Below are 24,109 nucleotides of genomic sequence, written 5' to 3'. Positions count from 1 at the left end.
CTATGATGCGAACCCGGCCCTCCACCTGCTTGGAGAAGACGCATGACGGATGCGAGCACCGGCAAAGTGGTCGTGAACAGGGTGATGTCCCTCGACGGGTTCATCGCCGGTCCCGGCCACACGATGGACTGGATCTTCGAGCACATGACGTCGGCGACGTTCCCGGAGGTCATGGCGGCCACGGGCGCCATGCTCATCGGCCGGGGCACGTACGAGGTCGGCAAGCGCATGTCCGACGAGAACACCGACTACGACGGCGGGGCGCAGTTCGTCCTCACCCACCGCCCGCCCGACGAGCCGGACCCCAACGTCACCTTCCTCACCTGCGGCATCGAGGAAGCCGTGGCCACGGCACGCCACGCCGCCGGCGACAAGAACCTGGAGATCCTCGGCGCCGACGTGGCCGCCCAGTGCCTGCAGCGCGGCCTCGTCGACGAGATCCTGGTGTACGTGCTACCGGTGCTGCTCGGCGACGGCGTCCGCTTCGCGCCGCCGGGCCTCGACCGGATCGACCTGGAACCGTTCAGCAACGTCCAGTCGGGCGGGGTCACCATGCTGCGCTTCCACGTGCGCAAGACGGATGCTTGAGCGCGGCGGCTGCCACAGAACTGTCGGAGCACGGCCGGTGGGCTGTCTCCCCCTGCCATCCCTTTCATGGGCGATCCACACCGGCAGACGTCATAGCCGGCACCCTCGCCTGGGTCGACGCCGCAGCCGTGGCCGCCTACAACTGGCCGCCTACCACTTGGGCGCCTCCGGCAGCTTCCCGCGCGTCGCAGGCCGGTGCTTGAACGGGTCGTCGACCTGACGCGGCAGCAGTCACCCGCTGTTTGTCGAGTGGGACGAGCCGATGCGCTTCCTGCTGTCAGATCAATCCCAATAGTGGACGCGCTTCATCCCACCGTCTATGGTCCCGATGAAGAATTCGGCGCGGTTATTGTCTCCGTCGACGTACGCCCCGATGTTGCGGAATATCCAACAGCCGGCTCCCCGAACTTGTGAGACTCTCTTTGCACGTATAGGGTCCGAGTCCTGCTCAAGAAGATCGTAGAACTCGGAATCGGTGCTCGTCGTCGTGATGCAAGCTTTGAAGTCACCGCCACCCGACTTCACCGCTTTCGTCCTGTATCTGCTCTGGTAGTAGACACCGTGCGTTCCGAGGTCATCCCACTCGCCCGGCCCCGGCGGGGCGGCGTGAACGGCCTGCGCATCACCCGGCCCCGCAGGCGCGGCATGAACGGTCTGAGCAGAGGAAAGCGGAATCGCAACTGCCAGTACCGCGATGCTTGACGTTAAACGCCGATTGGGTAGTTTCACTTGTCCTCCCGTCGTGTCCGGGTGTCATTCCGACTCGTCCGTATACGTAGCGCGCATGTTCGCACTTAGTGAAGAGGATATTGAGCCATCTTCCATCCGCTGAATTCTGCGTTCTGGGCCCCGCTCCGGGTGCTGGTGGCGACGGTTGGGGTTCCCGGGCTACGCCCGGAGTTGCCGGGCGGAAGCCCTCTGGATCGCTGGGTCCGTGGTGCTCCGGGCTGGCGGGCGCGGTAGGCGCCGAGGTGTCGCGGATCTGGGTGTTGGGCCTGGTGCTCGGTCTCGGTGTGCGCCCGGGCCACGCCCTCTCGGAAGCAGACAGTGCGCGGCCAGAACGCGGGCCACGAATACGTCGAAACCAGGCTCGTGGGTCCGGGCGCGTCCGCGCCTCGCCCAGGCGTCGACCCGGCGGTGTGGCCGAGGGAGGCGCCCACAGATCGGAGCCCGGAGCATTCATCACCGCGGCGCTCACGGACTCTGCGGTCGGTTCCCCCATGTTTTGCTGCTTGGTCGACAACGCCGGCAGAGCACCATGCCCGACACCGTTCCGCTCGGTCGTCCATGCCGAGGTCTCGTCGGCTGCGTCGCACCGCCTTCGTGTTGTTGCGCCACTGCACCGCAGGTCGTGCGGAATCATCCGCATCCTCAAGTCCTCCCTGCCGCCTCTACGGCGGCGGCGACGAAGGAGGCGACCAGGGGGCGGCGGTCGTCCTGTGCCCATGCGAGGACGAGTGCGCTGGTGGGGGCGTCGGTGACGGGTCGGTAGACGAGGTCGGGGTGCATGGGCCGGGCCAGTGAGCGGGGCAGTACGGCGATGGTGCGTCCCAGTCTGATCAGGTGCAGGGCTTCGGCTGCGTCCGTGACCTGCGGCCCGTGCTCGGCCTCGGGTGCTCCGGTCCAGCGCACGCCTTTCCAGCGTGGCAGTGTCTCCTGGGCGAGGTCGGCGAGCGTGACCTGTGGACGAGTGGCGAGCCGGTGGTCGGGCGGCAGGATCGCCACCCTTCCTTCGACCGTCAGGGTTTCGTGGTCCAGGCCGGTCATGTCGTCGAACGGTGCGTACAGCAGGGCGACATCGGCGCGGCCGTCGCGGACGTGATCGGCGCGGTCGGTGGCGCCGCCGAAGAGGATGTCCACCTGGCGGGCGTCGGGCCGGCCGGCGTAGGCGGCCAGGATGCCGGACAGCAGGTTCGCATCGCCGCCGGGTTTGATCACCAGGCGCAGGCGGGCTTGCTGTTCGGCGGCCCGGCGGGTCTTCTCGGCAGCCGCGCTGACGGCGTTGAGGGCGTGCCGGCCGTGGTGCAGGAGTGCTTGACCGGCGGGGGTGAGGGTGACGCTTCTGCTGGAGCGTTCCAGCAGCCGCACTCCGAGCCGGGCTTCCAGGCGCCGGATCGCTTTGGACAGGGCCGGCTGGGCGATCGCCAGGCGGGTTGCGGCGTGGCCGAAGTGCAGTTCCTCGGCCACGGCGACGAAGTACTCCAGCTCGCGGGTCTCCAGCTCGGCCATGCCGCGAGACTACCGCTCGCTCGATTCCTGCCAGGCATGGAACGAGAACGGATGGATCTTGGACGGGGGTGAAATATGCCTGTTCGCTGGGGGCATGATTCACCACACGATGATCGTGGCGTTCGACGATCCGATTCCCGCGAGTGAGCTGGACCAGTACCTCAAGGAGTTCGAGGAGCTGGTGATGGGCTCCGGCCTGGTCGAGTCGTTCACGGCCCGGCACCACATCCGCGTCCCGGGCGACGATCACGCCCCGCTGGCCGTCGCCAGCGCCGTCCTGCAACTGGGCCTGACCGACCTCGACGCCCTGAACGCGACCTTCACCATGCCCGGGGCAGCCGACCTCATCAAACGCTGGCAGAGCCGCCACCCGTACAAGGCGATCTGGGTCAACCACGAGCCGCTGGCGTGAGCAGCTACGCCGGCAAGACCGGTCTGGTCACCGGCGCCGGAAGCGGAATCGGGCGCGCCGCCGCGCTCGAGTTCGCCCGGCGCGGGGCCGCGGTCGCTGTACTCGACCTGGACGAGTACAGCGCTCGTCAGACCGTGGAGCTGATCGTGAAGGAGGGCGGCCGGGCTGAGGCCGTGGCCGTCGACATCGGCGATGAACAGTCCGTGCAGCGGGCCGTGGCTCAGGTCATGGCAACGTTCGGCGGGCTCGACTTCGCGGTGAACAACGCGGGAATTCCCTCATATGACCGTGACCTGACGGAGATGTCGGTCCAGGAGTGGGAGCGCGTACTGCGAGTCAACCTGATCGGCACATGGCTGTGCATGAAGTACGAACTGCCCGTGATGAAGCAACACGGCGGCGGGGCGATCGTCAACGTCGCCTCCAACGGCGGCCTGTACGCGATCCCCGGCGCCCCGGCGTATGTGGCCAGCAAGCACGGCGTCGTCGGCCTGTCCAAGGCGGCCGCCATGGACCACGGGCCGGACAACATCCGAGTCAACGCGCTGTGCCCGGCGCTGACGAAGACCGCCATGTTCGATGGTGTCGTTGCTTCGGCCGGTGCGCAGATGGCCGAGCGGCAGGCGGCCGTGACCCCGCTGCGCAGGCTGGCGGAGTCCGAGGAGGTTGCAGCCGCGGCTGTGTGGCTGTGCTCGCCGGACGCCTCCTACGTCACCGGTACCGCCCTGTCGGTCGACGGCGGCCGCCGGGCTTGAGCGGGGGCACGGACGGCGGCGGGGGCGGGCCGCTGCCCGCCCCCACCGCCACCGCTGCCGCTATCAGAGAGATCTGCGGATTGGAGTCGGCTGGGGTTCGCGCTCCAGATGTGCACGGTGCGGTATTTGGGGCTGTTCCTGGAAGACCCGCTGGATGTGCCGTGGCCGGTGGTGGAGTACCTGGCCGAGCCTCTGGAGATGAAGGACACCTCGTGCGTGAAGCAGTACACCGAGCGGTCCAGGACGGCGTACGAGCACGCGAAGTTCCGTACGTTCCCGCACGGGCGGGCCTGGACGCATGCGGAGGGGCCGCAGGCGCTGTTCAACCAGGCGACCCGGGTGGCTGCGGCGGAACCGGGTGGCTGCGGAGGAACCGGGTGCTGCTGCCGGGCGTGAGCGTGCTGGGCGCGGCAGGTGGCGGAGGTGCGCGCGGTCGCCGACAAGCGGCTGTACGCGACGCTGGCCAGGGCCGCCCGCCGCGCGGACCCGGCGCTGCCCGGGGACCTGGTGGCGCTGCTGGAAGTGCCGGAGGGGCGGCTGACCTTGGAGCTGGAGTGGCTGCGCCGACCGCCGCCGCGACGACGGGCACCGGGATGGCGAACGCCCTGGAGCGGGTCGATGAGATCTCCGCCTTCCGCCTGGAGAGGGTGAGAGTGGAGAAGGTGCCGCCGAACCGGCTGGCGGCGGTCGAGGAGCACGGCGCCGACCTGGGCGTGGCGGCGCTGTGGCGGGCGCTGGAGGAGGAAGTGGGCCGGGAGCCCGGGCGGGAGCCGTCACGCTCCCCGCCGGGGCCCCTGGAGCGTACGGGCGCCGAGGCCGGTCGGAGTCCGTTCCTGAGCCGTTGATCTCGTGAGTTATGGCCGCCTGGACGCTGTCACACCAACTTCCGGGGCCGCTGCCTGTTCAACATCGCCTCCAGCCTCCGGGTCGGGGCCCTGCGCCCCTTCCGGGACTCCGATGCCGCCGAAGACGGCGAGGACGAGGACGGCTGTCGGCCCAGGCCCCCGAAGGGTGCCTGGGCCGACCTACTGGGGTGGCTCAGTCAGCCGGGGTGTTCGCCTGCTTGGGCAGGCAGAACATCAGGGTCCACATCAGGGCGAGGAGGCCGCCGTCCCACCACAGCACGGTGACGAAGGCGTCGCGGTTGAGTCCGGCATCGGGCGAGCCGTCGGTGGTGGCGAAGAACACCAGGGCGGTCAGCGCGGTGCCGAGGGCGATGCCCAGGTGCATGACGGTGTTGAACAGCCCCGAGGCCGAGCCGGCGTCCTCGTGCGGGACCTTGGCCAGTGACATGTCGGCGAGCGGGCCGCCGACCATGCCGAGGCCGAAGCCGATCAGTGTCACCGGGGCCGTCATCGCCGTCAGGGTCAGGCCCGCTTGGCCCGTGTCGATCTGGAGACCGTAGGCGGCCACCGCGGCGAGGGTGATGAGGGCTCCGGTCTGGGGAAGGCGACGGGCGAAGCGCCCAGCGCTCTTCACCGCGATCGTCGCGCCGACCAGCTCGCCGAGGGAGAGCAGCACGAAGGCCAGGGCCGCGTGGAGGGGGCTCATGCCCAGACCGCGCTGGAGGTAGAGGGTCCAGGTCATGAAGAACAGCCCGCACAGCAGGCCGTGCATGAGCTGCGCGGCCATGCCGCCGGAGAACTGCCGGCCCCGGAAGAGGGACAGGGCCACGAGCGGGGCGTTGTCCTGCTTGCGCCGCTGATGGCGCAGGAAGGCGCCCAGGGTGAGCAGACCTGCGGCGAGCAGGGCGAAGCACCACAGGGGCCAGTGGTGCAGGTGTCCCTCGGTGAGGGGGAAGACGGTCAGGATGATGGCCAGTGCGGACAGCAGCATGCCGGTCACGTCGGGTTGGTCGGCCTTCCGGGCGGTCGATTCGGGGATGAACCTGCGTCCCAAGAGAAGCACGGCGAGCCCGACGGGCACGTTGACCAGGAAGACCGGCCGCCAGGACAGCCCGGACAGGTCCGCCTCGGTCAGCAGGCCGCCCATCACCGGGCCCAGGACGTTGGCGAGCGACATGATGGCCCCGTACAGGGCGAACACCTTGCTGCGGTTCTGTCCCTCGAAGGTGATGTGGAGGGTGGCCAGGATCTGCGGAATCATGATGGCCGCTCCCACACCCTGGAGGGCGCGGGCCCCGATCAGCACTCCCGGCCCGGCGGCGAGGCCGCACAGCAGCGAGGCCGAGGTGAAGATGACGGTGCCGATGAGCAGGATCTTTCGCCGACCGTAGAGGTCGCCGAGGCGACCGCCGGTGATCAGCCCGACGGCGATGGGCAGTGAGTAGGCGGTCGTCAGCCACTGCACCGCGGCCGGTCCGGCGCCGGTCGACTCCTGGATCGCGGGCAGGGCGGTCAGGACGACCGACTGGTCGATCATGTCCATGAGCTCGGCGCCCAGCAGCACCAAGAGGGCGATCCAGGCGGCCAAGCCCATCTTCGACAGGCCAGGTGCGGAGTGGCATGGAGATGGGGTGGTGTGCTGCGGCTCGTTGTCGAGCGCGGAGAAAGACACGAGAGGGGACTCCTGTTCCAACGGAACCGGGGAGCCCTACCGGCAGCCGCACCCGGGCCGGAAACGCGAAACCCGGGGCACACGGCAGAGCTGCACCCGGGAAAGACAGAAAACTGCGGAAAAGGTGACGCAACTCAGACCCGCGCTACGTCCGCCCCCGGACACGTGCGACAAAACAACACGCGGGGACACGGACGGCTACATGGCCCGGTTGATAGGTCGCCACCTCAAGATCACGCAGAAGAAACAGGATTCCGGTCACTGCCACCGACACCTCGGCGCAGGAACCCACCCAGCGTACGACACGCCCGGACCCCGCCGTACACCAGTAGCAGGCCCGCCCCGGGACGGATCGATTACGCATGGCGCCAAGCCCCGCTGCCAGACACAGTCCTTGCCCGAGCGAGATCGAACGTGATGACCCGGCGGCTGCGGAGCGTCGTTCTGGTTCGCAGAACCCGTTCTCACTCAGCAGTAACCCCGCTCTCCGCTCTGTCATTAAGGCTCCGGGAGCAGGTGCTCAGGGCTTCGGCAACGGCAGGCCGGGCCTGCACGGGTGCCGCAGGTACTGCCCGCCGCCGTACACGTGCGGCGTGAAGGTCTCCGGACCGGGCCGACCTGCCTCGTCGTAGGCGGACAGGACCGTCTCGATGCACTCCCACAGCTTCTTGCATGTGTGTAGCGCGGCCTGTGCGGGCGCGGGCACTTGCACGCGCTCGTGCTCCAACGCGTCCCAGCCGCTGCGGCCCGGTCCAGCGCCCCGTCGGGGGCGGCCACCCGCTGCGCGAAGACCCGCTCGCCGACCACGGTGACGCGTACGTCGGCGGCCTTGGGAATCTCGGCCCGGAACAGGTGCGCGGTCACGGCCAGGGAGTGCTCGGCGGCGAACTTGACCGCGGCCTCGGAGTCGTTGGTCACGTTCGGAGCGGAGATCTTGCGGTCTCGGCCCTGCATTGCGGCATTCGCTGCGATGCAGGGCGCATCGAGAGGAACGCCCTCGGGGGTCCGAACAAGTTCGTCGAAGGCGGGCTCGGACGAAACCCGGGGTCGGGTCCAGCGGGGTCGGGTGCCGGTACTCAACGCGGGCTGCGTCGGCTCCGGTAGGCCGCGACGCTGGCCCGGTGTGCGCAGGTTCGGGTGCAGTACTGCTTCGAGCCGTTGCGCGAGAGGTCCACGAAAGTGGCCCGGCAGGTCGGCCCGGCACATACGCCGAGACGAGCGGGACCGAGCGTGGCGATCACGGATGCCAGTGCGCTGAGCGTCGTCGCTGCAAGGTGCGCCGCGCAGCGGTCGGTGTCGGAGGCCACCTCGGTCCACCAGCGGTCGTCCTCGTGGCGCAGTACCGGGGTGGCGCGGCTGCGACGCAGACCGTCGTTGATCAGAGCCGCAGCCGCGTCCGCATCCGTGTTCGCCCGTTCGAGCACCTCACGCACCGTCTCGCGCAACGCGCGGACTTCCGCCAGGTCGGCGCGGGTGAGATACCGCGAACCGGTCCCTTGGTTCGCCGCCGAACTCGGAGGCTCGACCGCGGGGTGGTCGTCAAGGAAGTCCCGGAGCTGCTCCACGGTCTCCAGCGCGTCCTCTCCCTTGACCGGTCTCAAGGTGTTGGCCAGGTCGACGGCCGTCTGGACCACCAATGGGTTGTGATACGCGTCCCGCATTTGACGTGTCTCCTCACCGCTCCGTAACGTTACACTCAAAGGAGCTTTCGCATGTCACAACATACCCGGCGGGGCGCGACGCCGCAGACGATCCCGCCCGGAGGTGCTCCGGCACCGGAACGAACGGATGCCCCGGACGGGCGCCGGCTGGCGCTGACTCTCGGGATGCTGGTGCTGCCGATGTACGTGGCACTGGGAGCGCCGTCGGTGGCCCTGCCGGCCATCGGCCGCTCACTCGCGGTGCCGTTCGGGGCCACCGCATGGATTCTCGCCGCGTGGTCGCTGACCTCCGCGCTCGCGATGCCGGTCGCGGGTCGGCTGCTGGTCCGCCGGAGCCCCTTCCAGGTCCTGGTCGCCGGGGTCGTGGCGCTCGCCGCAGGCTCCGCGCTCGCCGGAGCCGGACCGGCGCTGTCCGTCGTGATCGTCGGCCGACTGATCGGCGGCGCCGGGGCGGGGGCGACGGTGATCGCCGTCTTTGCCGCGGCCACCGCCCTTCCCGGGCGGCAGCGGATCCGCGTCCTGGGAATCATCGCGGCGGCCAGCGCGACGGCGTCGGGGTGCGGGACTCTGGTAGGCGGGGCGGTGACCGCATGGCTCGGGTGGCGTGCCGTGCTCGCGATCCCGGTCCTCGCGCTGCCCCTCCTGCTGGCCGCATTGCCGAGCAGGCGCGCGCTGACGCGGAGCGGTAGCGGCGAGCAAAACGGCTCGACCGAGCGACTCGATGTCGTCGGTGCGGCCGTGCTGTCGGTACTCGCCGGCTCCTTGATCACGTTGCTGCAGGCACACTCGGTCGGACTGCCCGCTCCGGTCACGCTCGTCGTGGCCGCCGCCGGGGCGCTCGCCGCCGTCGGACTGTGGTGGCGCGTGCGCAGCACGCCCGACGGGTTCGTGCCTCGGCGGGTGCTCGCATCCCGCGGCTTCCTGGCGGCCGGGCTCATCGGCGGGACCGTCTTCGCCGGCTACTACGGGGTGCTGTTCCGCGCCCCCTCCCTGATCGAGCAGGCCACGGGCGGTGGCCCCCTGGAAGCCGGCGTGCTCCTGCTCCCGGCCGCCGCCTGCTCGGTGCCGGCCGGGCGGCTGATCGGCACCTTGACCGACCGGTTCACCGGCTGGCAGATGTCGGCCGGGCTTGCGGCACTCACCGTCATCGGCGTGCTCGTGGTCGCGGTCTCCACCGGGCCGGTCCCGATCGTCCTCGGCACAGCCATGACCGTATGCGGGTTCGCCGGTGCCCAAGCCGTAACTGTGAACCTCGCGCCGGACCTGGTCGCCGCGGACGACCGCCACACCGCACAGGGCCTGCTCAACTTCATGAACGTCCTGGGCGGCGGCATCGGTCCGGCCGCTGTCGCAGGTCTGTCCGGCATCGTGCCGGCGCCGGTGGCCCTCGCCGTGCTCGCGGCACTCCCCCTGTCCGGACTCGTCCTCAGCCTGACCCGGCGCCCCGCCCCCGAGTGCCGCCCCGAACCCGGTGCCACGCGTGGGAGCCCGCGCTGACAGTCCACCTGCATCTGACCCGACAACGCCTCGACCAGTATGGAGCCTTGCCATGTCCGCCCAGCCGTTCGAGGTCGGCATCACCGAAGCCGAGATCGCGGACCTGCGTGAACGATTGCGACGGACACGGTGGCCCGAGCGCGAACCGGTGGACGACTGGTCACAGGGGCTGCCGCTGGCGTATACGCAGGAGCTGTGCCGCAGCTGGGCCGAGGACTACGACTTCGGGTTCGCCGAGCGGCTGAACTTCTTCCCGCAGTACCGCGACACCATCGACGGGCTGGGCATCCACTTCCTGCACGTCCGCTCGCCGGAGCCGGGCGCGTTCCCGCTCGTGCTCACGCACGGGTGGCCAGGTTCGGTGCTCGAGTTCCTGGAGGTCCTCGGCCCGCTGACCGACCCCCGCACGCACGGCGGTGACCCGGCGGACGCGTTCCACGTGGTCGCGCCGTCGTTGCCCGGGTACGGCTGGAGTGACAAGCCGTCGACGACCGGGTGGGGCATCACCCGCATCGCGCGCGCCTGGGACACCTTGATGGTCTCGCTGGGTTACGAACGGTACGGCGCGCAGGGCGGTGACTGGGGTTCGGCGGTGTTCGGGGCGCTGGGCGAAGTGGCACCCGATCGGGTCGCCGGCGTCCACCTGAACCTGGGATCCGTGGCGGCGGGCACGTTCAACGACCCGACGCCCGCGGAGCTGGCGAATCTTGAGGCCGAGAAGGAGATGCAGCGCACCGGCCGGGGATACTCGGCGGTCCAGGCGACCCGGCCGCAGACGCTCGGCTACGGCCTCACCGACTCCCCGGCCGGGCAGGCGGCTTGGATCGCCGAGAAGTTCTGGGCTTGGACGGACAACGACGGCCATCCGGAGGACGCGTTGTCGCGGCAGACGATCCTCGACGAGATCTCGGTCTATTGGTTCACCGCGTCGGCCACGTCGTCGGCGCGCCTGTACTGGGAGAGCTTCGCCAACTTCCGGGACAAGGTGACCGCGCCATCCGGGCTGTCGGTCTATCCGCGCGACATAACCCGCCCGTCGAGGCGGGAGGCCGAGCTGCGGTTCACCGACCTGCGCTGGTTCGAGGAGCTGCCGCACGGTGGCCACTTCGCCGCGCTGGAGCAGCCGGAATCGCTGGTCGAGCAGGTGCGCGGATTCTTCCGCCTGTTCCGTTGACTGTCCGTGCCATCTCCTGGGAAGCCCACGCCCAGGAGATGGTCCTGTCCGTCCCCCGGGTCAACGGCAAATCGACGGCCGCGCACCACGTTCTCCTGAATGACCAGTTGCGAGAGTTCTGCGAACGGCGCGCGAGTGATCGCGTTTCCGCAGGTCGCCGTTTGCGGAAAACCTCTCAAAACCAGGGCGTTGTGCGAAACGGATCTGAGAAACTGCCGGGGTGGGCCCGGCCCCCGATCAAGCCGCGAGTGCGGTAGAACGCAACGAATGCCCCAAGTGTGAAGCCCCGGCCGGGAGTCCGTGCCGCACCCGGAGCGGGAAAGGCGCAAAGGAAGTACCACACACCGCCCGCTTCACCCTCGTCCCCGCACTCCGCGAAGAACTCGACCTCCCCGTACCCGACGACCGCGGCCCGAGCTGGAGAAGGCGCTCAAGCTGACGTACGACATCCGTGAGAAGACCCTGGAGGGCCAGCAGACCGCCGCCGCCAAGGGCAACCACGGCGGCCGGCCGAAGGTCATCGACGACGACTCACTCCTCCTGCCCCAGGTCCTCCTGCTGCTTGCGGCTGCGGGCCTGCGCAGCCTCGGAGATCGGTTCGGGGCTGTGGCCGCGGGCCTTGACCAAGGCGTGGAACAGGTGGTTGAGGGCGTTGTGCTTGTGGGTGAGCTTGTTGGGTTTCTGCGGCGAGCGAGAAGCGATGGCCGCGCTGCTGGAAGCCACCACCTCGTCCGGGCCGGACAGATGGTCCGCACCGACAAGGGCTTCGCCGGCGAGGAGTTCGAAACCTTCATCACCAGCCGACTGAGGGCTCACCTGGTCCGGCCGAAGCGCAAGGGCGAGCCGGTCCGGCACGGGAAGACCGCCCGCGTCCGCCATGGAGCGAAGCCGTCATCGCCACCCTCAAAGGCCAGCTCAGCTCGAACAGCACGGCGGCAGCATCCCGGCCGCGGTCTTCGCCCGCTCCGGCCAACGACTCCTCGCCCTCGCAGCCGGTATCCGGCATCTGGCGCAACTGGACCACCGGCGCCAAGACCAAACGCTCCCTGATCGCCTACGACCATCGAGAACATCGGACTCAACTATCCAGCGGGGGTGTCAGTCGTTGTGGGCGACCGGCTCGGGATCGGTGTCCAGTGCGTCGAGCACTGCGTCGCCGTTCGCCCTCGCCCACTCGGCCAGCATGTGGATCGGTTCGATCAGCGTCGCCCCAAGTGCGGTGAGCTCGTACTCGACGCGGGGCGGGACTTCGGCGTAGGCGTGGCGGCGGATGAGTCCGTGCGCCTCGAGGCGTCGGAGCGTCTGGGTGAGCATCTTGCGGGAGATGCCGCCGATCAGCTCGATCAGCTCGCCATGGCGCACCGGGCCCTTGCTGAGACCGGCGAGCACGACCACCGTCCACTTGTCGGCGATGAGCTCGACCGCCAGCCGCGCCGGGCAGTCGGCGAGAAAGAGATCACCGGGACCAGAACCGCTCATGGCGCCAAAGGTACCTGCTGGTTCCTATCGGAAACCTAGCCTGGGTTCTCTCCCCCTTCCAAAGCCAGGAGAGTCATGCGAGTCATCACCCAGGAGATGCTCGGCGGTCCCGAGGTGCTCACCGTCGTGGACGCGCCCGAGCCCCAGCCCCTTCCGACCGAGGTCCTCGTCCGCGTCAAGGCTATCGGGCTGAACCCGCTGGAGGCGCGCCTGCGCGCCGGCGAGTTCCCGCTGATCGGCCAGCCGCCGTTCATCCTCGGCTGGGACATCAGCGGCGTGGTCGAGGAGTCGTCGCAGACGTGGCGGTTCCGGCCCGGCGACGAGGTGTTCGGGATGCCGCTGTTCCCGCGGGCGGCGAGCGCGTACGCCGAGGTCGTGGCGGCGCCGGCGTTGCACCTGGCACGCAAGCCGGCGTTGCTCTCGCACGTCGAGGCGTCGGCGCTGCCGGTCGTCGGGCTGACGGCGTGGCAGGGCCTCGTCGACCTGGGCGGCGTGAGCGAGGGCGACCGCGTCCTGGTCCACGGCGGTGGTGGCGGGGTCGGCCACGTCGCGATCCAGATCGCGAAAGCGCTCGGCGCGCACGTGATCGCGACCGCCGGCGGGAGCAAGCGGAAGTTCGTCGAGGGTTTCGGCGCTGACCAGGTGATCGACTACACGGCGGTCGACTTCACCGAGGCGGTCCGCGACATCGACGTCGTGCTCGACACTATCGGCGGCGACACCGTCAAGCGGTCGCTCGAAGTGCTCCGCCCAGGCGGGCACCTGGTGACGGCGGTCGCCGAGGAGGATGCGGAGCTCATCGCCGAGTACGAGGCGGCCGGCATGCGCTTCAGCGGCATCGCGGTCGACCCTGATCCGGTCGCCCTGCGAGGTCTCGTCGAACTCGTCGAACAGGGCAGGCTCCGGGTCCATGTGCAGCAGACGTTCCCGTTCGAGCGGGTCGCCGAGGCGCACCGGCTGCTCGACGGCGGTCACCTCCAGGGCAAGCTCGTCCTCACCATCTGATCCCCTCATGCCCGTGAGAAGTTCGCCGGCATCGTGCTCCGGCTGGGCGGCCCCTTGTCGGCGAACTCCGCAACAAAGCACGGAGTTCGCCGCGCTCCGAGATCTCGGCGAGGTCGCCACCGTCCGGTCGACCCGCAAGTCCGTCCTGCCTTCCCGGGCCGGCCGTGCGGACCTACAGTGCGGAGCGCGCCGTCCGGAGCGAGCTCCGCCGCTCAGCCCTCCGGAGGGACCGATGCGCCTCCTCCTCCCCCCCCAACAGCGGGTGCCAGATGAGTCGCGTCCCGCCTTCCTCGGGCTGAGGATCTCCATGTCAGCGCCGAGCTTGCGTGCCCGGTCCGCCAATACACCCGCGTTCAACACGCCAGCCGTCTGGCTCTGGACGCGTGGGGGCGGCTGATGGACGAGACCGTCTCGACGCCCCGGTCACGCCCCGTACGAGCTGAACCGGTGCCTCGAGAGCGGCTACCTCCTCCACGTCTCCCGTGACTCCACCCGGTCCCTCTGGACGCTGCCGGCCGACAGGAACGCCGACTTGCACCCCGACGACGGCTGCGTCGACGGCAGGGCGCCGCCCTCACACCCGAACACCAGCCGCAAGCGGTCATCGGCACCACCTCCAGCGCCGATCCCAGCATCCCGACTCCCGCCCTCTTCCACGGCATCGACGAATACGCAACCTCAGCGACGGGGACAAGGTCAGCGACGCCCCGATCAAACTCGACGACGCCGGTACGACCCTCATTGAGCCGACAAGCTGGACCCGACCGGCAGGGGACGCCGACGCGGGACATGCGCTGGAAGGCGCCCCTGAGCACCTTCGAGATGGCCCTCGAAGGCCGACTCTCCGGAAACCCGCCGCTGGCCAACCGACCATCGCAGACCAATCGCTCGATGGGCGTACCTCCGCACCGAACGTGCCTGACTGCCCCGGCGGCTCGGCGGTCCGGGCAGTGGAGCACTCCGGCAGTACCCGGGTCTCGGAGCCGGTGTCGGCGGCGTGTGTCACAAGAGGATGACGGTGCGCTCGCCCGGTGCATCCTGGTGAGCCCAGGCCGCCTCGACCTGGTCGAGCGGGAACGGGCGCGGGTGCACGGCCATGCCGCCTGCGGCGATCGCTGCGACGAGTTCGGTGAGCTCCCGCTGCATGCTCTGCATGTCCACCGAGCCGAAGCCGCTGCCCAGGATGCGGAACGCGTTGGAGCGCAGGGCGTGCCCGGACAGGGTGATCGAGTCTCCGCCCACGCCGCCGATCTGCACCCAGTCGAGCAAGCGGGTGTGCTGGGTGCGTGCTCCGAGGACGGCGCGCATGGCGAGTTCGGTGGCTGGGCCCCAGATGTAGTCGAGGACCACGTCGACCTCTGCGGCGGCCTCGGCGAGCGAGGCCGCGGTGGCGTCCTGGTCGGGGGTGAGCTGGACGATATCGTCCGCCCCTTCGGCCGGGAGCTCGTCGAGGCGGGTGCGGTTGCGGCCGGCGGCGATCACTCGCCCGGCGCCGAGGTGTTTGGCCACCTTGACGGCCATCGATCCGGCGTTGCCGGTCGCGCCGTGCACCAGGACCGACTGCCCGGCCTGGAAGGGCACACGGGTGCGCAGCGCACACCATGAGGACATGGCGGGGTTCATGGTTGCGGCCAGAAGTGCGGGAGCGGCTCCGGCCGGAACCGGGATGGCGGCGGCCGGGTCGACGACGATGCGTTCGGCCAAGGTGCCGGCGCCCATCACCATGACGTATCCGAGGCTGCCGTCCGCCCGGCGGACGACGGCGTCGGCACCTGCCAGCGCGGGCAGTGTCCTGGGACTCGTGTAGTGCTTGCCGGCGGCGATGCCGCGGGTGGCGGGGTGCACGCCGACGGCGAGGACATCCACCACCTCTTGGCCGGGGGCGGCATCGGGGGCGGGGATGGAACGAAGGTGCGGCGGCTCGTCGTAGGACTCTACGAGCGCGGCATTCATCATGGACATGCGGGCCTCTCTGGCGTGGATTGGCGGTGAGGGGCGGCGGCTCGGCTGGGACGGAACCGACGGGCGAGTCGTAAGATACGGCGCAGTGTCTTATTTGCCGAGGATAGAACCCGACATTAAGATACGCAAGCGAACCTAATCGCCTGGCGGAATACCGCGAGAATGGATGCGTGGCGCAGTGGATATTGGGGGCAGTGGTGAGTGAGCAGCACACGGAGAGCACTCCCACCCGACGCAGGGGTGCCGCCCTGGAGAAGGCCATCACCGACGCCGCCTGGGAGGTTCTGGTCGAGCAGGGCTACAACGGCTTCACCTTCGAGGCCATCGCAGCGCGTGCCGGCACCAGCAAACCGGTGCTCTACCGACGCTGGCCGCAGCGCGAGGACCTCCTCATCGCCACACTCGCCCGCTACTGGCGCCCACTCGACATCCCTGACACCGGAGACCTACGCCAGGACGCCGTTACTCTCCTGCGCACGGTCAACTCCGAGCGGGCCCGAGCACTGATACTCATGCAGATCCATCTGGCGGACTACTTCCGCGCAACCGGCACCAACTTCAGCGACCTACGCAGCCGCCTCCATAGCGCAGACGAGACGCCCCCCTTCGAGCGGCTCGTCGACCGCGCTGTCGAGCGCGGCGAGCTGGCGGAGGTGCCGCGGACCGAACGCATGGTGAACCTGCCCTTCGATCTCGTGCGCCACGACATGCTGATGCGTATGGGCCCCGTGCCGGACGAGACGATCGTCGAGATCGTGGATACGGTGTGGCTGCCCCTGCTCGACCTGCCGTCCCGCGGTGCGCACGCAGGACGTTGAGCCCCGCAACGGCGTACCGGCACGACCTCCCGGACCGAAGTGGAGTCCCCTCCTATAGCGCAGCGGGGTTTCAGTCGTGCGAGGGGCGGGCTCGCAGGGACCGCCCCTCGATCGTGCGACTACGCCGCAAGTAGCGACAGCGGCGGGCAGCCTCCGAGGGCGATCAGCGAGTATCCCGCCACGCTCATCAAGAAGGGCACCACTTGAGCCGGGTCTGGCCGGGCGGGGTTCTCGGTCACTGCTGACCGGTTGCCGGCGGTCCGTCGAGGACGGTGGGCTTGTAGTCGAGCACTTGCGAGCGGCCGTCCAGGGTGCGGCTTTCGATGAGGTCGAGCTTGACATCAGGGTAGCCGTCGAAGATCCGGTCGCGCCCGGTTGCCCCGGTGATCACGGGGAAGACGACGACGCGGAACCGGTCGACGAGACCTGCCTTCAGCAGCGATCGGGAGAGGCTGAGGCTGCCGAGGGTGCGCAGGTCTCGCGAGCCGCGCTTCATCTTCCGCACGGATTCGACCGCGTCGCCGGTGACCAGGTCGGTGTTGGCCCAGGACAAGGGCGCGGTCAGAGTGGAGGAGAAAACGACTTTGTTCAGCGCGGTCAGCGCATCGACACCCTCCTCGCCTCGCTCGGCGAACGCGGACATCACCCGGTACGTCGTCGCGCCCATGAGCGTGACCCAGTCGTTCTTGCCGTCTTCTTCCAGCCACGCGAAGTACTCCGGGCCCTCCATGCCCCACCATCCGGGCCAGCCCTCCGCCGCGCCGTATCCGTCGAGGGACATGATGTAGTCGACCATCAGGCTTGACATCGGGTTTCCTTCCTTCGCCGGGTGTCTTCCCAATCCAGACCCATGGCGGGCCGGAAACTCATCGGTCCTTGCTGCGCGTGGCCGCGTCGGCATCGGTGACGCGGAACAGGACGAGGAATGACAGTCCAGGTCAGACGCTTGCGGTGCGGGGTGAGGCGGTGGCCCATGAGGGGTGATGGCGGCCCAGGCGATCAGTGCCTCGGAGCCCGACGAGCCGTTCGTGGTCCAGCCCCCTCCAGGGCCCGAAGCCCGGGCGATCCCGCCCGAACCCGGACACCGCTTGCCCCGCGTGGAGCCGAAACGGGAGAGCGCGAAGGGGTACAGCGGGTACAGCAGCAGCCACACGAGCGCTCCAGCGGCCCCCGTGGCGAGCGTGTGCGGGGTTGCCTCTTCAGCGGCCCCCGTGGCGAGACCGACGACGACGCTGGTGGCTGCCCGGAGCAGAGCTCCACGAAGCGAGCCGCCGACCGGTTGCCCTGCTCGCGAGCACAAGGGTGTCCTGATCCCTGTCGGACTGCGCATATCCCCTACGTGATCATGACGCACCGTAGTCGGTGACTCACGGTTCGCGCTATGGCCTACGATCCTCTCCTGGCCGCTGTAGGCCTGTGTGCAGGAGATCTCCACCCGTCGGCAGGGTCGACAGTACCTTTCCGGCGGATGTCGATCCCTGTCCTCCGGGCCGGCGGCCCGTGCAACTCGTGCGCAAGGGAACAGGCACACCAAGGACGGTGACCCATGGCCGGTACAGCCATGACTGCGACGTTTCTCGCGGTGCTCGCCGGGGCGTCGCTGCTCGCGGTCACCGCGCGCCGCCTGCGTCCCAACGACCGGCTTCCCTCCCTGGAGGGCTGGGCGCTGGCCGACCGGAGCCTCGGACCCTGGTGGACCTGGGTGCTGCTCGGCGGCACGATCTTCACGGCGTACACCTTCACCGCCGTACCAGGACTGGCGTACGGCAACGGCGCGCCCGCGTTCTTCGCGGTGCCCTACACGGTACTCGTCTGCCCGCTCGTCTTCGTCCTGCTGGCCCGGCTGTGGACGGTGGCCCGGCGGCACGGCTACATCACCGTCGCCGACTTCGTGCGCGGACGGTACGGATCCCCTCCACTGGCCCTGGTGGTCGCGCTGACCGGGATCCTCGCGACGATGCCGTATCTGGCACTGCAGCTGCTGGGCATACGCGCGGTGCTGACAGCCGGCGGCATGTACCCGGGGGGCGTGACCGGCGATCTGGTGATGGCGGCGCTGTTCGCCGGACTCGCGGTGGCGACCTACCGGCACGGGCTGCGGGCGCCGACCGTCATCTCCGCGCTGAAAGCGGTCGCCGTCTTCGTCTCATTGACCGCCGTGACCTGGCTGGTCCTGGTGCGGCTCGGTGGTCCGGGTGCGATCTTCGAGGGCGCCGCCCAGCAGCTGGGCTCTCCCGCGCTGCTCCTCAGCCCCGCGCATCAGCCCGCCTACGCCACCCTCGCCCTGGGCTCTGCGCTCGCCCTGCTGATGTACCCGCACGTGCTCACGGCGGGCTTCGCCTCCGACGGTTCGCGCACCCTGCGCAAGACCGCCGTGGCGCTGCCCGTGTGGACCGGGCTGCTCGCACTCTTCGGGTTCCTGGGGATCGCCGCACTCGCGGTGGGGGTGCGGGCGCCGGAGGGCGCGGCCGAGGCGGCCGTGCCGATGCTGGTGGACCGGCTGATGCCGGGTGCGCTGGCCGGGCTGGTGTTCGGAGCGATCACCGTGGGGGCGCTGGTCCCGGCTGCGGTGATGTCGATCGCGGCCGCGACCAGCTTCGTCCGCAATGTCTATGTCGAGTACGTCCATCCGACGGCCACGCCCAAGCGGCAGGTGCGCGTCGCCAAGTCGGTGTCGCTCACCGCGAAGGTGGGCGCGGTGGCGTTCGTGTTCGGGCTGCGCGATCAGGACGCCGTCAACCTGCAGTTGCTCGGCGGGGTCTGGATCCTGCAGATCTTCCCGGCTGTGGCCGTGGGGCTGTACACCCGGTGGCTGCACCCCCGAGCTCTCCTTGCCGGGTGGGGCGTGGGCATGGTGGCCGGGACGTTCCTCGTGGTGCGGGAAGGGTTCTCGCCCATCGTGCCGATCGGCACGGATGCCGGATCGCTGGAGATATACGTCGGGCTCGTCGCGCTGTTGCTCAATCTGACTGTCGCAGTGGCCGGGAGCGTCGCTCTCGAACGTCTCCACGTCCCGCGCGGCGCCGACCTCACCGACCTGCCCCCGCGTCTGACCGTCAGGCGGCGCCCCGAGACGGGAGCGAACAACCCATGAGACACAGACCCGGCATCCCTGTGCCCGTGCCGCAGCCCGCAGTTCCAGCCGAGGCACTCGCCCCCGCGATCGACGACCCCGCCGACGCGGAGAGGGAGGCCGGTGTGGCTCGGCTGTTCGAACTGCACTACACCCCGATGCTGCGACTCGCCGTGCTGCTGGGAGCCGACGATCCGGAGAACGTGGTGGCCGAGGCCTACTACCAGATCTACCGCAGATGGCCACGGCTGCGGGACACTGCGGCGGCTGAGGCTTATCTGCGCTCCACGGTCTGCAATCTGACGCGGATGCGGATACGCCATCTGCAAATGGCACGCAAACACGCGGTGAGATCACCCGACGAGATGGTCGCCTCGGCCGAGAGCACTGCGCTGCTGCGCGACGACCAGCGTGCGCTGATCGACACACTGCGGCAGCTCCCGACCCGGCAGCGCGAGGCGCTGGTGCTGCGGCACTGGCTCGGGCTGAAGGAAAGTGAGATCGCCGCTGCGATGGGCATTTCCTGCGGATCCGTCAAGACGCATACGACGCGCGGTATCGCAGCGCTGACCCAGGCGATGGAGGCCCGGAAATGAACGACACCAGTCCCGACCGGACGGAGAGGGAACTGGGCGAGGCCCTGGCCGCGCTCGCGGACGGGGTGCGGGGTGCCCCCGACGCCTACAGCACTGCGCGCGGCGAGTGGCTGCGCCGCGAGCGTCGGCGCAGGCTCGTCCTCGCGGTGCTCGTCGCGGTCGTGTTCACCCTGGCCACGCTGATCGGCCTGTGGGTGCTGAACCAGACGCCCTCGGAGCGGGGGGTCATCTTTTCCGGTGCGGGGTCCGGCAGCGGGGTTCTCGCGTCACTTCCCCGAACCCTCCCCGACTGCCTCGTGCCCTGCGCCTCAGCCGTGTGACCGCTCGACCGGTTTGCTGTCCTGCTTTGTTCGCGTAGTCGGCGAGGGAAGGGAGCCGCCGTAATGCCGGGGAGACCTCGAATGAAACCAGCGGTGATCACGCCGACCCGGGTAGTGATCGCCCTGTGTCTCGTCGCCCCGTTCGTCGCGATGCTGTGGGTCGGCTCCTACGCCAAGACCGACCCCGCCTTGATGGGCATCCCGTTCTTCTACTGGTACCAGCTGCTGTGGGTGCCGATTTCCGCAGTGCTGACGATGATTGCCTACCAACTCTGGCGGCGTGACCAGCGGGCACGTCGGGGCGGGGGCGCCGCGGAGTGAAACGGGGGCAGTGGCGTCCGGTGTGTGCGTCGCGCTGCTTGAAAGCCGGGCCGTCGAGGAAGTTCTCCGGACACGGCACAGTCGTCGCCCGCCAGGACAGCGGGGCGTGTTCGTGACGCCATGACCCGCCACCTGAAACTCGAGGAAATCTCCTGTCAACCGAACCGCAACCTCCGGCAACTCCTGAGCAGACCGCCGGGCGACCGGCTCGCGGCATCCAAGCAGGAGGTCAGGGGGCACCATTGGCAGACAGCGGGTACGGACTCGTGCCGGGCCGGATGGTGACCGACGGCTGCGGACAGGTGTGCGGACAGATGCGTGTGGCCGTGACGGAAGAGCTCCGCCACCGCCACGGCACAGTCGCCGCCCACCCGCAGCACCCCGTGACCGGATACACCGCCGAGCCGTGCAAAGCGGGCGCAGGCGCCCGATCCCCCGTTCCGGTCGCCGGTCTGACTCGGTCGAGGAAGGCCACGCTCCACCGTCCACGCTGTCTGCCTGCCAGGTGCACATCGTGCACATCCCGTGCAGGGCAACGGCTCAATTCCCCAGAACCCAGAGAGCGTCTCGCATGAACGCACTTCCGCTGCTGTTGATCGGCCTTGCGATATTCGCGGGCGGATACGTCCTCTACTCGAAATTCCTTGGCAACCGGGTCTACAAGCTCGACGCGTCCTTCAAGACACCCGCGCACGAGCTGCAGGACGGCGTGGACTACGTCCCGACCAACAAGTTCGTGCTGTGGGGTCACCACTTCACCTCGGTCGCGGGTGCAGCGCCGATCGTCGGCCCCGCAGTCGCCGTGATCTGGGGCTGGGTGCCCGCTTTCCTGTGGGTCACCCTCGGCACGGTTTTCTTCGCGGGCATGCACGACCTGGGTGCGCTGTGGGCCTCGGCACGCAACAAGGGCCGCTCGATGGGCACGCTCTCCAGCCGCTACATCGGCGCCCGGGGCGCGAACCTCTTCCTCGTCGTGATCTTCCTGCTGCTCCTGATGGTGATCGCGGCCTTCGCGGTGGTCATCAAGGACCTGCTGATCTCCACTCCCTCGGCGGTGATCCCCGCCTGGGGCGCGGTCGTGGTGGCGCTGCTGGTCGGCCAGGCGGTCTACCGCTACAGGATGAATCTGGGCCTGGTCACCGTGGTGGGCGTCGCGGCACTCTACGGCCTGGTCCTCCTCGGTGACGCCTTCCCTGTGGAGCTGCCCGACCCGATCCTGGGCATGTCCCCGGCGACCTTCTGGATCGTCTCCCTCTTCGTCTACGCGGGCGTAGCCTCCCTGTTGCCCGTGTGGGTGCTGCTCCAGCCGCGTGACTACATCAACGGCGTCCAGCTCTTCGTCGGGCTCGGCATCCTGTTCGTCGCGGTGGTGCTGAGCGCCCCGACGGTCGTCGCCCCGGCCTTCAACGACGCCGTGCCCGCGGGCACCCCGGACCTCCTGCCACTGCTGTTCGTGACCATCGCGTGCGGCGCGATCTCCGGCTTCCACGGCATGGTCTCCTCGGGCACCTCCTCGAAGCAGTTGGACAAGGAGACCGACGCCCGCTTCGTCGGCTACTTCGGCGCGGTCGGCGAGGGCATGCTCGCGCTCGGCGCGATCATCGCCGCCATCGCGGGCTATCGCACCATGGCCGACTGGAAGGCCGTCTACACCGCCTTCGGCGAGGGCGGCGTCGGAGCGTTCGTCACGGGCGGCGGCGAGATCGTCAACAGCGGCCTGGGCCTGTCGGCTTCGCTGAGCTCGACGGTCCTGGCCACAATGGCGATCCTGTTCGCCGCTACCACCATGGACACCGGCATGCGCCTGCTGCGCTTCGTCGTCCAGGAGGCCGGCGAGGCCGCGAAGTTGAAGATCAGCAATGGTGTCGGCACCCTCATCGCGCTCGCCGCCGGTATGGGACTGACCTTCAGCCAGGGCGCCGACGGCGCCGGCGGCCTCCGTATCTGGCCGCTGTTCGGCACCAGCAACCAGTTGCTGGCCTCCCTGACCCTGTCCATCGTCGCCGTCATGCTGATCCGCAAGCGGCGCAACCCGGCTCCTGCCCTGGTGCCGCTCGCGGTCGTGTTCGTGATGGCGTTCTGGGCCGCGCTCGCGCAGCTCGGCGACCTCTACGACGCCCGGGACTGGCTGCTGCTGACCATCGACGTCGTCATCATCGTCGCCGCCGTGTGGGTCGCCTTCGAAGCGGTCGTCGCGATGCGGCGGGCGTCCCAGGAGCCGCCTGAGGCCCCTGACGCCGATGTGACGGAGAAGGCCGAGGTGACAGGGTGACATCCCGCTGGGCCTCGTTCCGGGCCGGGCTGGAGGAGTTCTACGCCGGCCCCTACCGGCGTACCTTCGCCCGCGCCCGGCGCGAGGAGGACGACCTCTTCCGGATGGTCGTCCTCGCGGAGGCACTGGGCGTGCCGGACCCGGCGGCGTACTACACCGTCGAGCTGATGCCCGCCCTCTATGAGGACTTCCACGCCTGGCACCGCCGGATGGGCATGGACCGCTCGCCACTGGAGCATGTCGGGTGCTGCTAGATCTCATCGCCTCGCGCCGGGTCGTCTTCGTCGGCGGCAAGGGCGGGGTGGGCAAGACGTCCATCGCCGCGGCGCTCGCCCTCGGCCGTGCCAGGGCGGGCGCCCGCGTGCTGCTGGTTTCCACCGACCCCGCCCACAACCTCGGCCACCTCTGGGACCGCCTCGTGGGCGACGAGCCCACGCGCCTCGCCGGCCCCGGGGACCTCGCCCCCGGGGCCGGGACGGCGGGTTACGTCGACGGACTGGAGATCGACCCCGAGCGCACGGTCGAGCAGCACTTGTCCGCGGTCGCCGGGACGATGCGGCGGCTGCTGCCCGAGCGCATGCACGCACCGGCCGCCCGGCACCTGGAGCTGGCCCGGCTGGCACCCGGCACCCACGAGTCGGCGGTGCTGGAGCGGATCGCCGAGGCGGTGGAGCTCGGGGAGGAGGCGTACGACCTGGTCGTCTTCGACACCGCCCCGTCCGGCCACACGCTGCGGCTGCTCGCGCTGCCCGAACAGCTCACCTCCTGGACCGAGACCCTGCTCGCCAACCGTGACCGGTCCGAGCGGTTCGGCGCCGCGGTGCGCGGCCTCGGCGGCGGTGAGCAGTCGGACCGCGACGCCGACCTGCGCAGGATCCTGCTGCGCCGACGCGACCGCTTCTCCCGTTTGCGCGAGGTGGTGACGGACCCGGCACAGGCCGGGTTCGTACTCGTGCTGACCGCCGAGCTGCTCCCGATCGCCGAGACCATGGAGGTGTACGAGAAGCTCACCGGCCTCGGCGTCGAGGTGGCCGCACTCGTCGCCAACCGCCGTTCTCCGGCGGACGCCGGTGAGGTGCTCGCCCGGCGCCGGGGACAGGAGGACCGGCACCTCGTCCGACTGCGGCCGCAGGTGGACGTACCGCTGCTCGACATACCACTGCTGCCGGGAGATCTGGTGGGCACTCAGGCCCTTGCCGCGCTGGCCGACCTGCTCGGACCCTCCTCTTCCTGAGTTCCCGGATGATTCCGGACCACCGCCTGCTGGGCGGATGGACAGCTCTTCCGAATGATTCATCGTCGACAGGAAGGAACCGGCCTCCATCCTCCTGCCCCTGCCTCCGATGCAGGCGCGGCGGCAGGGTCCGGGCAACCACGAGGAGGCGGTCATCCGGAAGGAACGCCGACGGCCGCCTGGTGAGGTGGTTCGA

22 protein-coding genes and 3 pseudogenes are annotated in these 24,109 nt (G+C 69.5%); 17 read left to right on the top strand and 8 right to left on the bottom strand.

The window, feature by feature from the left end; genetic code table 11:
• Positions 1-42: 42 nt before the first annotated feature.
• Positions 43-588, top strand: a complete 546-nt coding sequence (locus JW613_RS21875) for a dihydrofolate reductase family protein (RefSeq protein WP_209212540.1) — start codon at positions 43-45, stop codon at positions 586-588.
• A 282-nt stretch (positions 589-870) separates the two neighbouring features.
• Here the strand turns inward: JW613_RS21875 and JW613_RS21870 are convergent, their stop codons facing one another.
• Together JW613_RS21870 and JW613_RS21865 are read right to left on the bottom strand one after the other, a co-directional pair.
• Positions 871-1,317, bottom strand: coding sequence for a YndA family protein (locus JW613_RS21870; RefSeq protein ID WP_209212539.1), 447 nt, complete (start codon positions 1,315-1,317; stop codon positions 871-873).
• A gap of 642 nt (positions 1,318-1,959) precedes the next feature.
• Positions 1,960-2,817: a LysR family transcriptional regulator gene (locus tag JW613_RS21865; protein ID WP_209212538.1), complete on the bottom strand. Its 858-nt coding sequence runs from the start codon at positions 2,815-2,817 to the stop codon at positions 1,960-1,962.
• A 94-nt stretch (positions 2,818-2,911) separates the two neighbouring features.
• Here JW613_RS21865 and JW613_RS21860 point away from each other — a divergent pair, with 94 nt between their 5' ends.
• The 3 genes and pseudogenes from JW613_RS21860 to JW613_RS36870 all read left to right on the top strand — a co-directional run.
• The gene (locus tag JW613_RS21860; RefSeq protein ID WP_209212537.1) at positions 2,912-3,229 is read left to right on the top strand and encodes a hypothetical protein; all 318 of its coding nucleotides are present in this window, start codon (positions 2,912-2,914) and stop codon (positions 3,227-3,229) included.
• Positions 3,226-3,984, top strand: coding sequence for an SDR family NAD(P)-dependent oxidoreductase (locus JW613_RS21855; protein WP_209212536.1), 759 nt, complete (start codon positions 3,226-3,228; stop codon positions 3,982-3,984). The genes JW613_RS21860 and JW613_RS21855 overlap by 4 nt, the downstream gene beginning before the upstream one ends.
• A gap of 60 nt (positions 3,985-4,044) precedes the next feature.
• Positions 4,045-4,724: pseudogene (locus tag JW613_RS36870) on the top strand (DUF4158 domain-containing protein); the annotation flags it as partial.
• Positions 4,725-5,022: 298 nt separating this feature from the next.
• On the opposite strand, the gene JW613_RS21840 reads toward JW613_RS36870, so the two are convergent.
• From JW613_RS21840 to JW613_RS21835, 3 genes and pseudogenes are all read right to left on the bottom strand, one after another.
• A complete protein-coding gene (locus JW613_RS21840; RefSeq protein WP_209212534.1) occupies positions 5,023-6,501 on the bottom strand; it encodes an MFS transporter in 1,479 nt (492 codons plus the stop codon).
• A 520-nt stretch (positions 6,502-7,021) separates the two neighbouring features.
• A pseudogene (locus JW613_RS36865) lies at positions 7,022-7,380 on the bottom strand (hypothetical protein); the annotation flags it as partial.
• Positions 7,381-7,577: 197 nt separating this feature from the next.
• Complete coding sequence (locus tag JW613_RS21835; RefSeq protein ID WP_209212533.1) at positions 7,578-8,162, bottom strand: CGNR zinc finger domain-containing protein; 585 nt, start codon at positions 8,160-8,162, stop codon at positions 7,578-7,580.
• 51 nt (positions 8,163-8,213) lie between these two features.
• Between JW613_RS21835 and JW613_RS21830 the strand changes: the two genes are divergently transcribed.
• From JW613_RS21830 to JW613_RS37045, 4 genes and pseudogenes are all read left to right on the top strand, one after another.
• Positions 8,214-9,659, top strand: coding sequence for an MFS transporter (locus JW613_RS21830; RefSeq protein WP_209212532.1), 1,446 nt, complete (start codon positions 8,214-8,216; stop codon positions 9,657-9,659).
• Positions 9,660-9,711: 52 nt separating this feature from the next.
• Positions 9,712-10,833 (top strand): epoxide hydrolase family protein, encoded by a 1,122-nt coding sequence (locus JW613_RS21825; RefSeq protein WP_209212531.1) that lies wholly within the window; start codon positions 9,712-9,714, stop codon positions 10,831-10,833.
• A 220-nt stretch (positions 10,834-11,053) separates the two neighbouring features.
• Entirely contained in the window at positions 11,054-11,272 is a 219-nt protein-coding gene (locus JW613_RS37050) for a zinc finger domain-containing protein (protein WP_435853333.1), read from the top strand.
• A 246-nt stretch (positions 11,273-11,518) separates the two neighbouring features.
• Positions 11,519-11,897: pseudogene (locus tag JW613_RS37045) on the top strand (IS982 family transposase); the annotation flags it as partial.
• Between the two features lie 34 nt (positions 11,898-11,931).
• On the opposite strand, the gene JW613_RS21815 reads toward JW613_RS37045, so the two are convergent.
• Complete coding sequence (locus JW613_RS21815) at positions 11,932-12,312, bottom strand: winged helix-turn-helix transcriptional regulator (RefSeq protein WP_209212529.1); 381 nt, start codon at positions 12,310-12,312, stop codon at positions 11,932-11,934.
• A 75-nt stretch (positions 12,313-12,387) separates the two neighbouring features.
• Between JW613_RS21815 and JW613_RS21810 the strand changes: the two genes are divergently transcribed.
• A complete protein-coding gene (locus JW613_RS21810) occupies positions 12,388-13,317 on the top strand; it encodes an NADP-dependent oxidoreductase (protein ID WP_209212528.1) in 930 nt (309 codons plus the stop codon).
• A gap of 1,002 nt (positions 13,318-14,319) precedes the next feature.
• On the opposite strand, the gene JW613_RS21805 is transcribed toward JW613_RS21810, so the two are convergent.
• A complete protein-coding gene (locus JW613_RS21805; RefSeq protein WP_209212527.1) occupies positions 14,320-15,279 on the bottom strand; it encodes a quinone oxidoreductase family protein in 960 nt (319 codons plus the stop codon).
• A gap of 170 nt (positions 15,280-15,449) precedes the next feature.
• On the opposite strand from JW613_RS21805, the gene JW613_RS21800 reads away from it, so the two are divergent.
• Complete coding sequence (locus tag JW613_RS21800) at positions 15,450-16,097, top strand: TetR/AcrR family transcriptional regulator (RefSeq protein WP_307865989.1); 648 nt, start codon at positions 15,450-15,452, stop codon at positions 16,095-16,097.
• A 235-nt stretch (positions 16,098-16,332) separates the two neighbouring features.
• Here JW613_RS21800 and JW613_RS21795 read toward each other — a convergent pair whose 3' ends face one another.
• Entirely contained in the window at positions 16,333-16,905 is a 573-nt protein-coding gene (locus JW613_RS21795; RefSeq protein ID WP_209212526.1) for a dihydrofolate reductase family protein, read from the bottom strand.
• A 738-nt stretch (positions 16,906-17,643) separates the two neighbouring features.
• On the opposite strand from JW613_RS21795, the gene JW613_RS21790 reads away from it, so the two are divergent.
• From JW613_RS21790 to JW613_RS21760, 7 genes are all read left to right on the top strand, one after another.
• Positions 17,644-19,191, top strand: coding sequence for a sodium:solute symporter family protein (locus JW613_RS21790; RefSeq protein WP_209212525.1), 1,548 nt, complete (start codon positions 17,644-17,646; stop codon positions 19,189-19,191).
• Positions 19,188-19,766 (top strand): sigma-70 family RNA polymerase sigma factor, encoded by a 579-nt coding sequence (locus JW613_RS21785; protein ID WP_209212524.1) that lies wholly within the window; start codon positions 19,188-19,190, stop codon positions 19,764-19,766. The genes JW613_RS21790 and JW613_RS21785 overlap by 4 nt, the downstream gene beginning before the upstream one ends.
• A complete protein-coding gene (locus tag JW613_RS21780; protein WP_209212523.1) occupies positions 19,763-20,086 on the top strand; it encodes a hypothetical protein in 324 nt (107 codons plus the stop codon). Before JW613_RS21785 ends, JW613_RS21780 begins: the two co-directional genes overlap by 4 nt.
• Positions 20,087-20,167: 81 nt before the next feature.
• Complete coding sequence (locus JW613_RS21775) at positions 20,168-20,407, top strand: DUF3311 domain-containing protein (RefSeq protein WP_209212522.1); 240 nt, start codon at positions 20,168-20,170, stop codon at positions 20,405-20,407.
• A 571-nt stretch (positions 20,408-20,978) separates the two neighbouring features.
• Positions 20,979-22,679, top strand: coding sequence for a carbon starvation CstA family protein (locus tag JW613_RS21770; protein WP_209212521.1), 1,701 nt, complete (start codon positions 20,979-20,981; stop codon positions 22,677-22,679).
• The gene (locus tag JW613_RS21765) at positions 22,676-22,933 is read left to right on the top strand and encodes a cory-CC-star protein (RefSeq protein ID WP_019359067.1); all 258 of its coding nucleotides are present in this window, start codon (positions 22,676-22,678) and stop codon (positions 22,931-22,933) included. Before JW613_RS21770 ends, JW613_RS21765 begins: the two co-directional genes overlap by 4 nt.
• Entirely contained in the window at positions 22,924-23,913 is a 990-nt protein-coding gene (locus JW613_RS21760; protein ID WP_209212520.1) for an ArsA family ATPase, read from the top strand. Before JW613_RS21765 ends, JW613_RS21760 begins: the two co-directional genes overlap by 10 nt.
• The last annotated feature ends 196 nt before the right edge of the window (positions 23,914-24,109 follow it).

It is taken from the genome of Streptomyces smyrnaeus (assembly GCF_017676345.1).
In the GTDB taxonomy this organism is placed as follows: Bacteria; Actinomycetota; Actinomycetes; order Streptomycetales; family Streptomycetaceae; genus Streptomyces; species Streptomyces smyrnaeus.
The sequence above is the reverse complement of the archived record's forward strand: the minus strand, read 5'-3'. Positions and strand labels throughout refer to the sequence as shown.

Coding starts and splice junctions, on each gene's coding strand:
- JW613_RS21875 (WP_209212540.1), top strand. CDS start 43: ATGACGGATGCGAGCACCGGCAAAGTGGTCGTGAACAGGGTGATGTCC.
- JW613_RS21865 (WP_209212538.1), bottom strand. CDS start 2,817: ATGGCCGAGCTGGAGACCCGCGAGCTGGAGTACTTCGTCGCCGTGGCC.
- JW613_RS21860 (WP_209212537.1), top strand. CDS start 2,912: ATGATTCACCACACGATGATCGTGGCGTTCGACGATCCGATTCCCGCG.
- JW613_RS21835 (WP_209212533.1), bottom strand. CDS start 8,162: ATGCGGGACGCGTATCACAACCCATTGGTGGTCCAGACGGCCGTCGAC.
- JW613_RS21830 (WP_209212532.1), top strand. CDS start 8,214: ATGTCACAACATACCCGGCGGGGCGCGACGCCGCAGACGATCCCGCCC.
- JW613_RS21825 (WP_209212531.1), top strand. CDS start 9,712: ATGTCCGCCCAGCCGTTCGAGGTCGGCATCACCGAAGCCGAGATCGCG.
- JW613_RS21815 (WP_209212529.1), bottom strand. CDS start 12,312: ATGAGCGGTTCTGGTCCCGGTGATCTCTTTCTCGCCGACTGCCCGGCG.
- JW613_RS21810 (WP_209212528.1), top strand. CDS start 12,388: ATGCGAGTCATCACCCAGGAGATGCTCGGCGGTCCCGAGGTGCTCACC.
- JW613_RS21805 (WP_209212527.1), bottom strand. CDS start 15,279: ATGTCCATGATGAATGCCGCGCTCGTAGAGTCCTACGACGAGCCGCCG.
- JW613_RS21795 (WP_209212526.1), bottom strand. CDS start 16,905: ATGTCAAGCCTGATGGTCGACTACATCATGTCCCTCGACGGATACGGC.
- JW613_RS21790 (WP_209212525.1), top strand. CDS start 17,644: ATGGCCGGTACAGCCATGACTGCGACGTTTCTCGCGGTGCTCGCCGGG.
- JW613_RS21785 (WP_209212524.1), top strand. CDS start 19,188: ATGAGACACAGACCCGGCATCCCTGTGCCCGTGCCGCAGCCCGCAGTT.
- JW613_RS21780 (WP_209212523.1), top strand. CDS start 19,763: ATGAACGACACCAGTCCCGACCGGACGGAGAGGGAACTGGGCGAGGCC.
- JW613_RS21775 (WP_209212522.1), top strand. CDS start 20,168: ATGAAACCAGCGGTGATCACGCCGACCCGGGTAGTGATCGCCCTGTGT.
- JW613_RS21770 (WP_209212521.1), top strand. CDS start 20,979: ATGAACGCACTTCCGCTGCTGTTGATCGGCCTTGCGATATTCGCGGGC.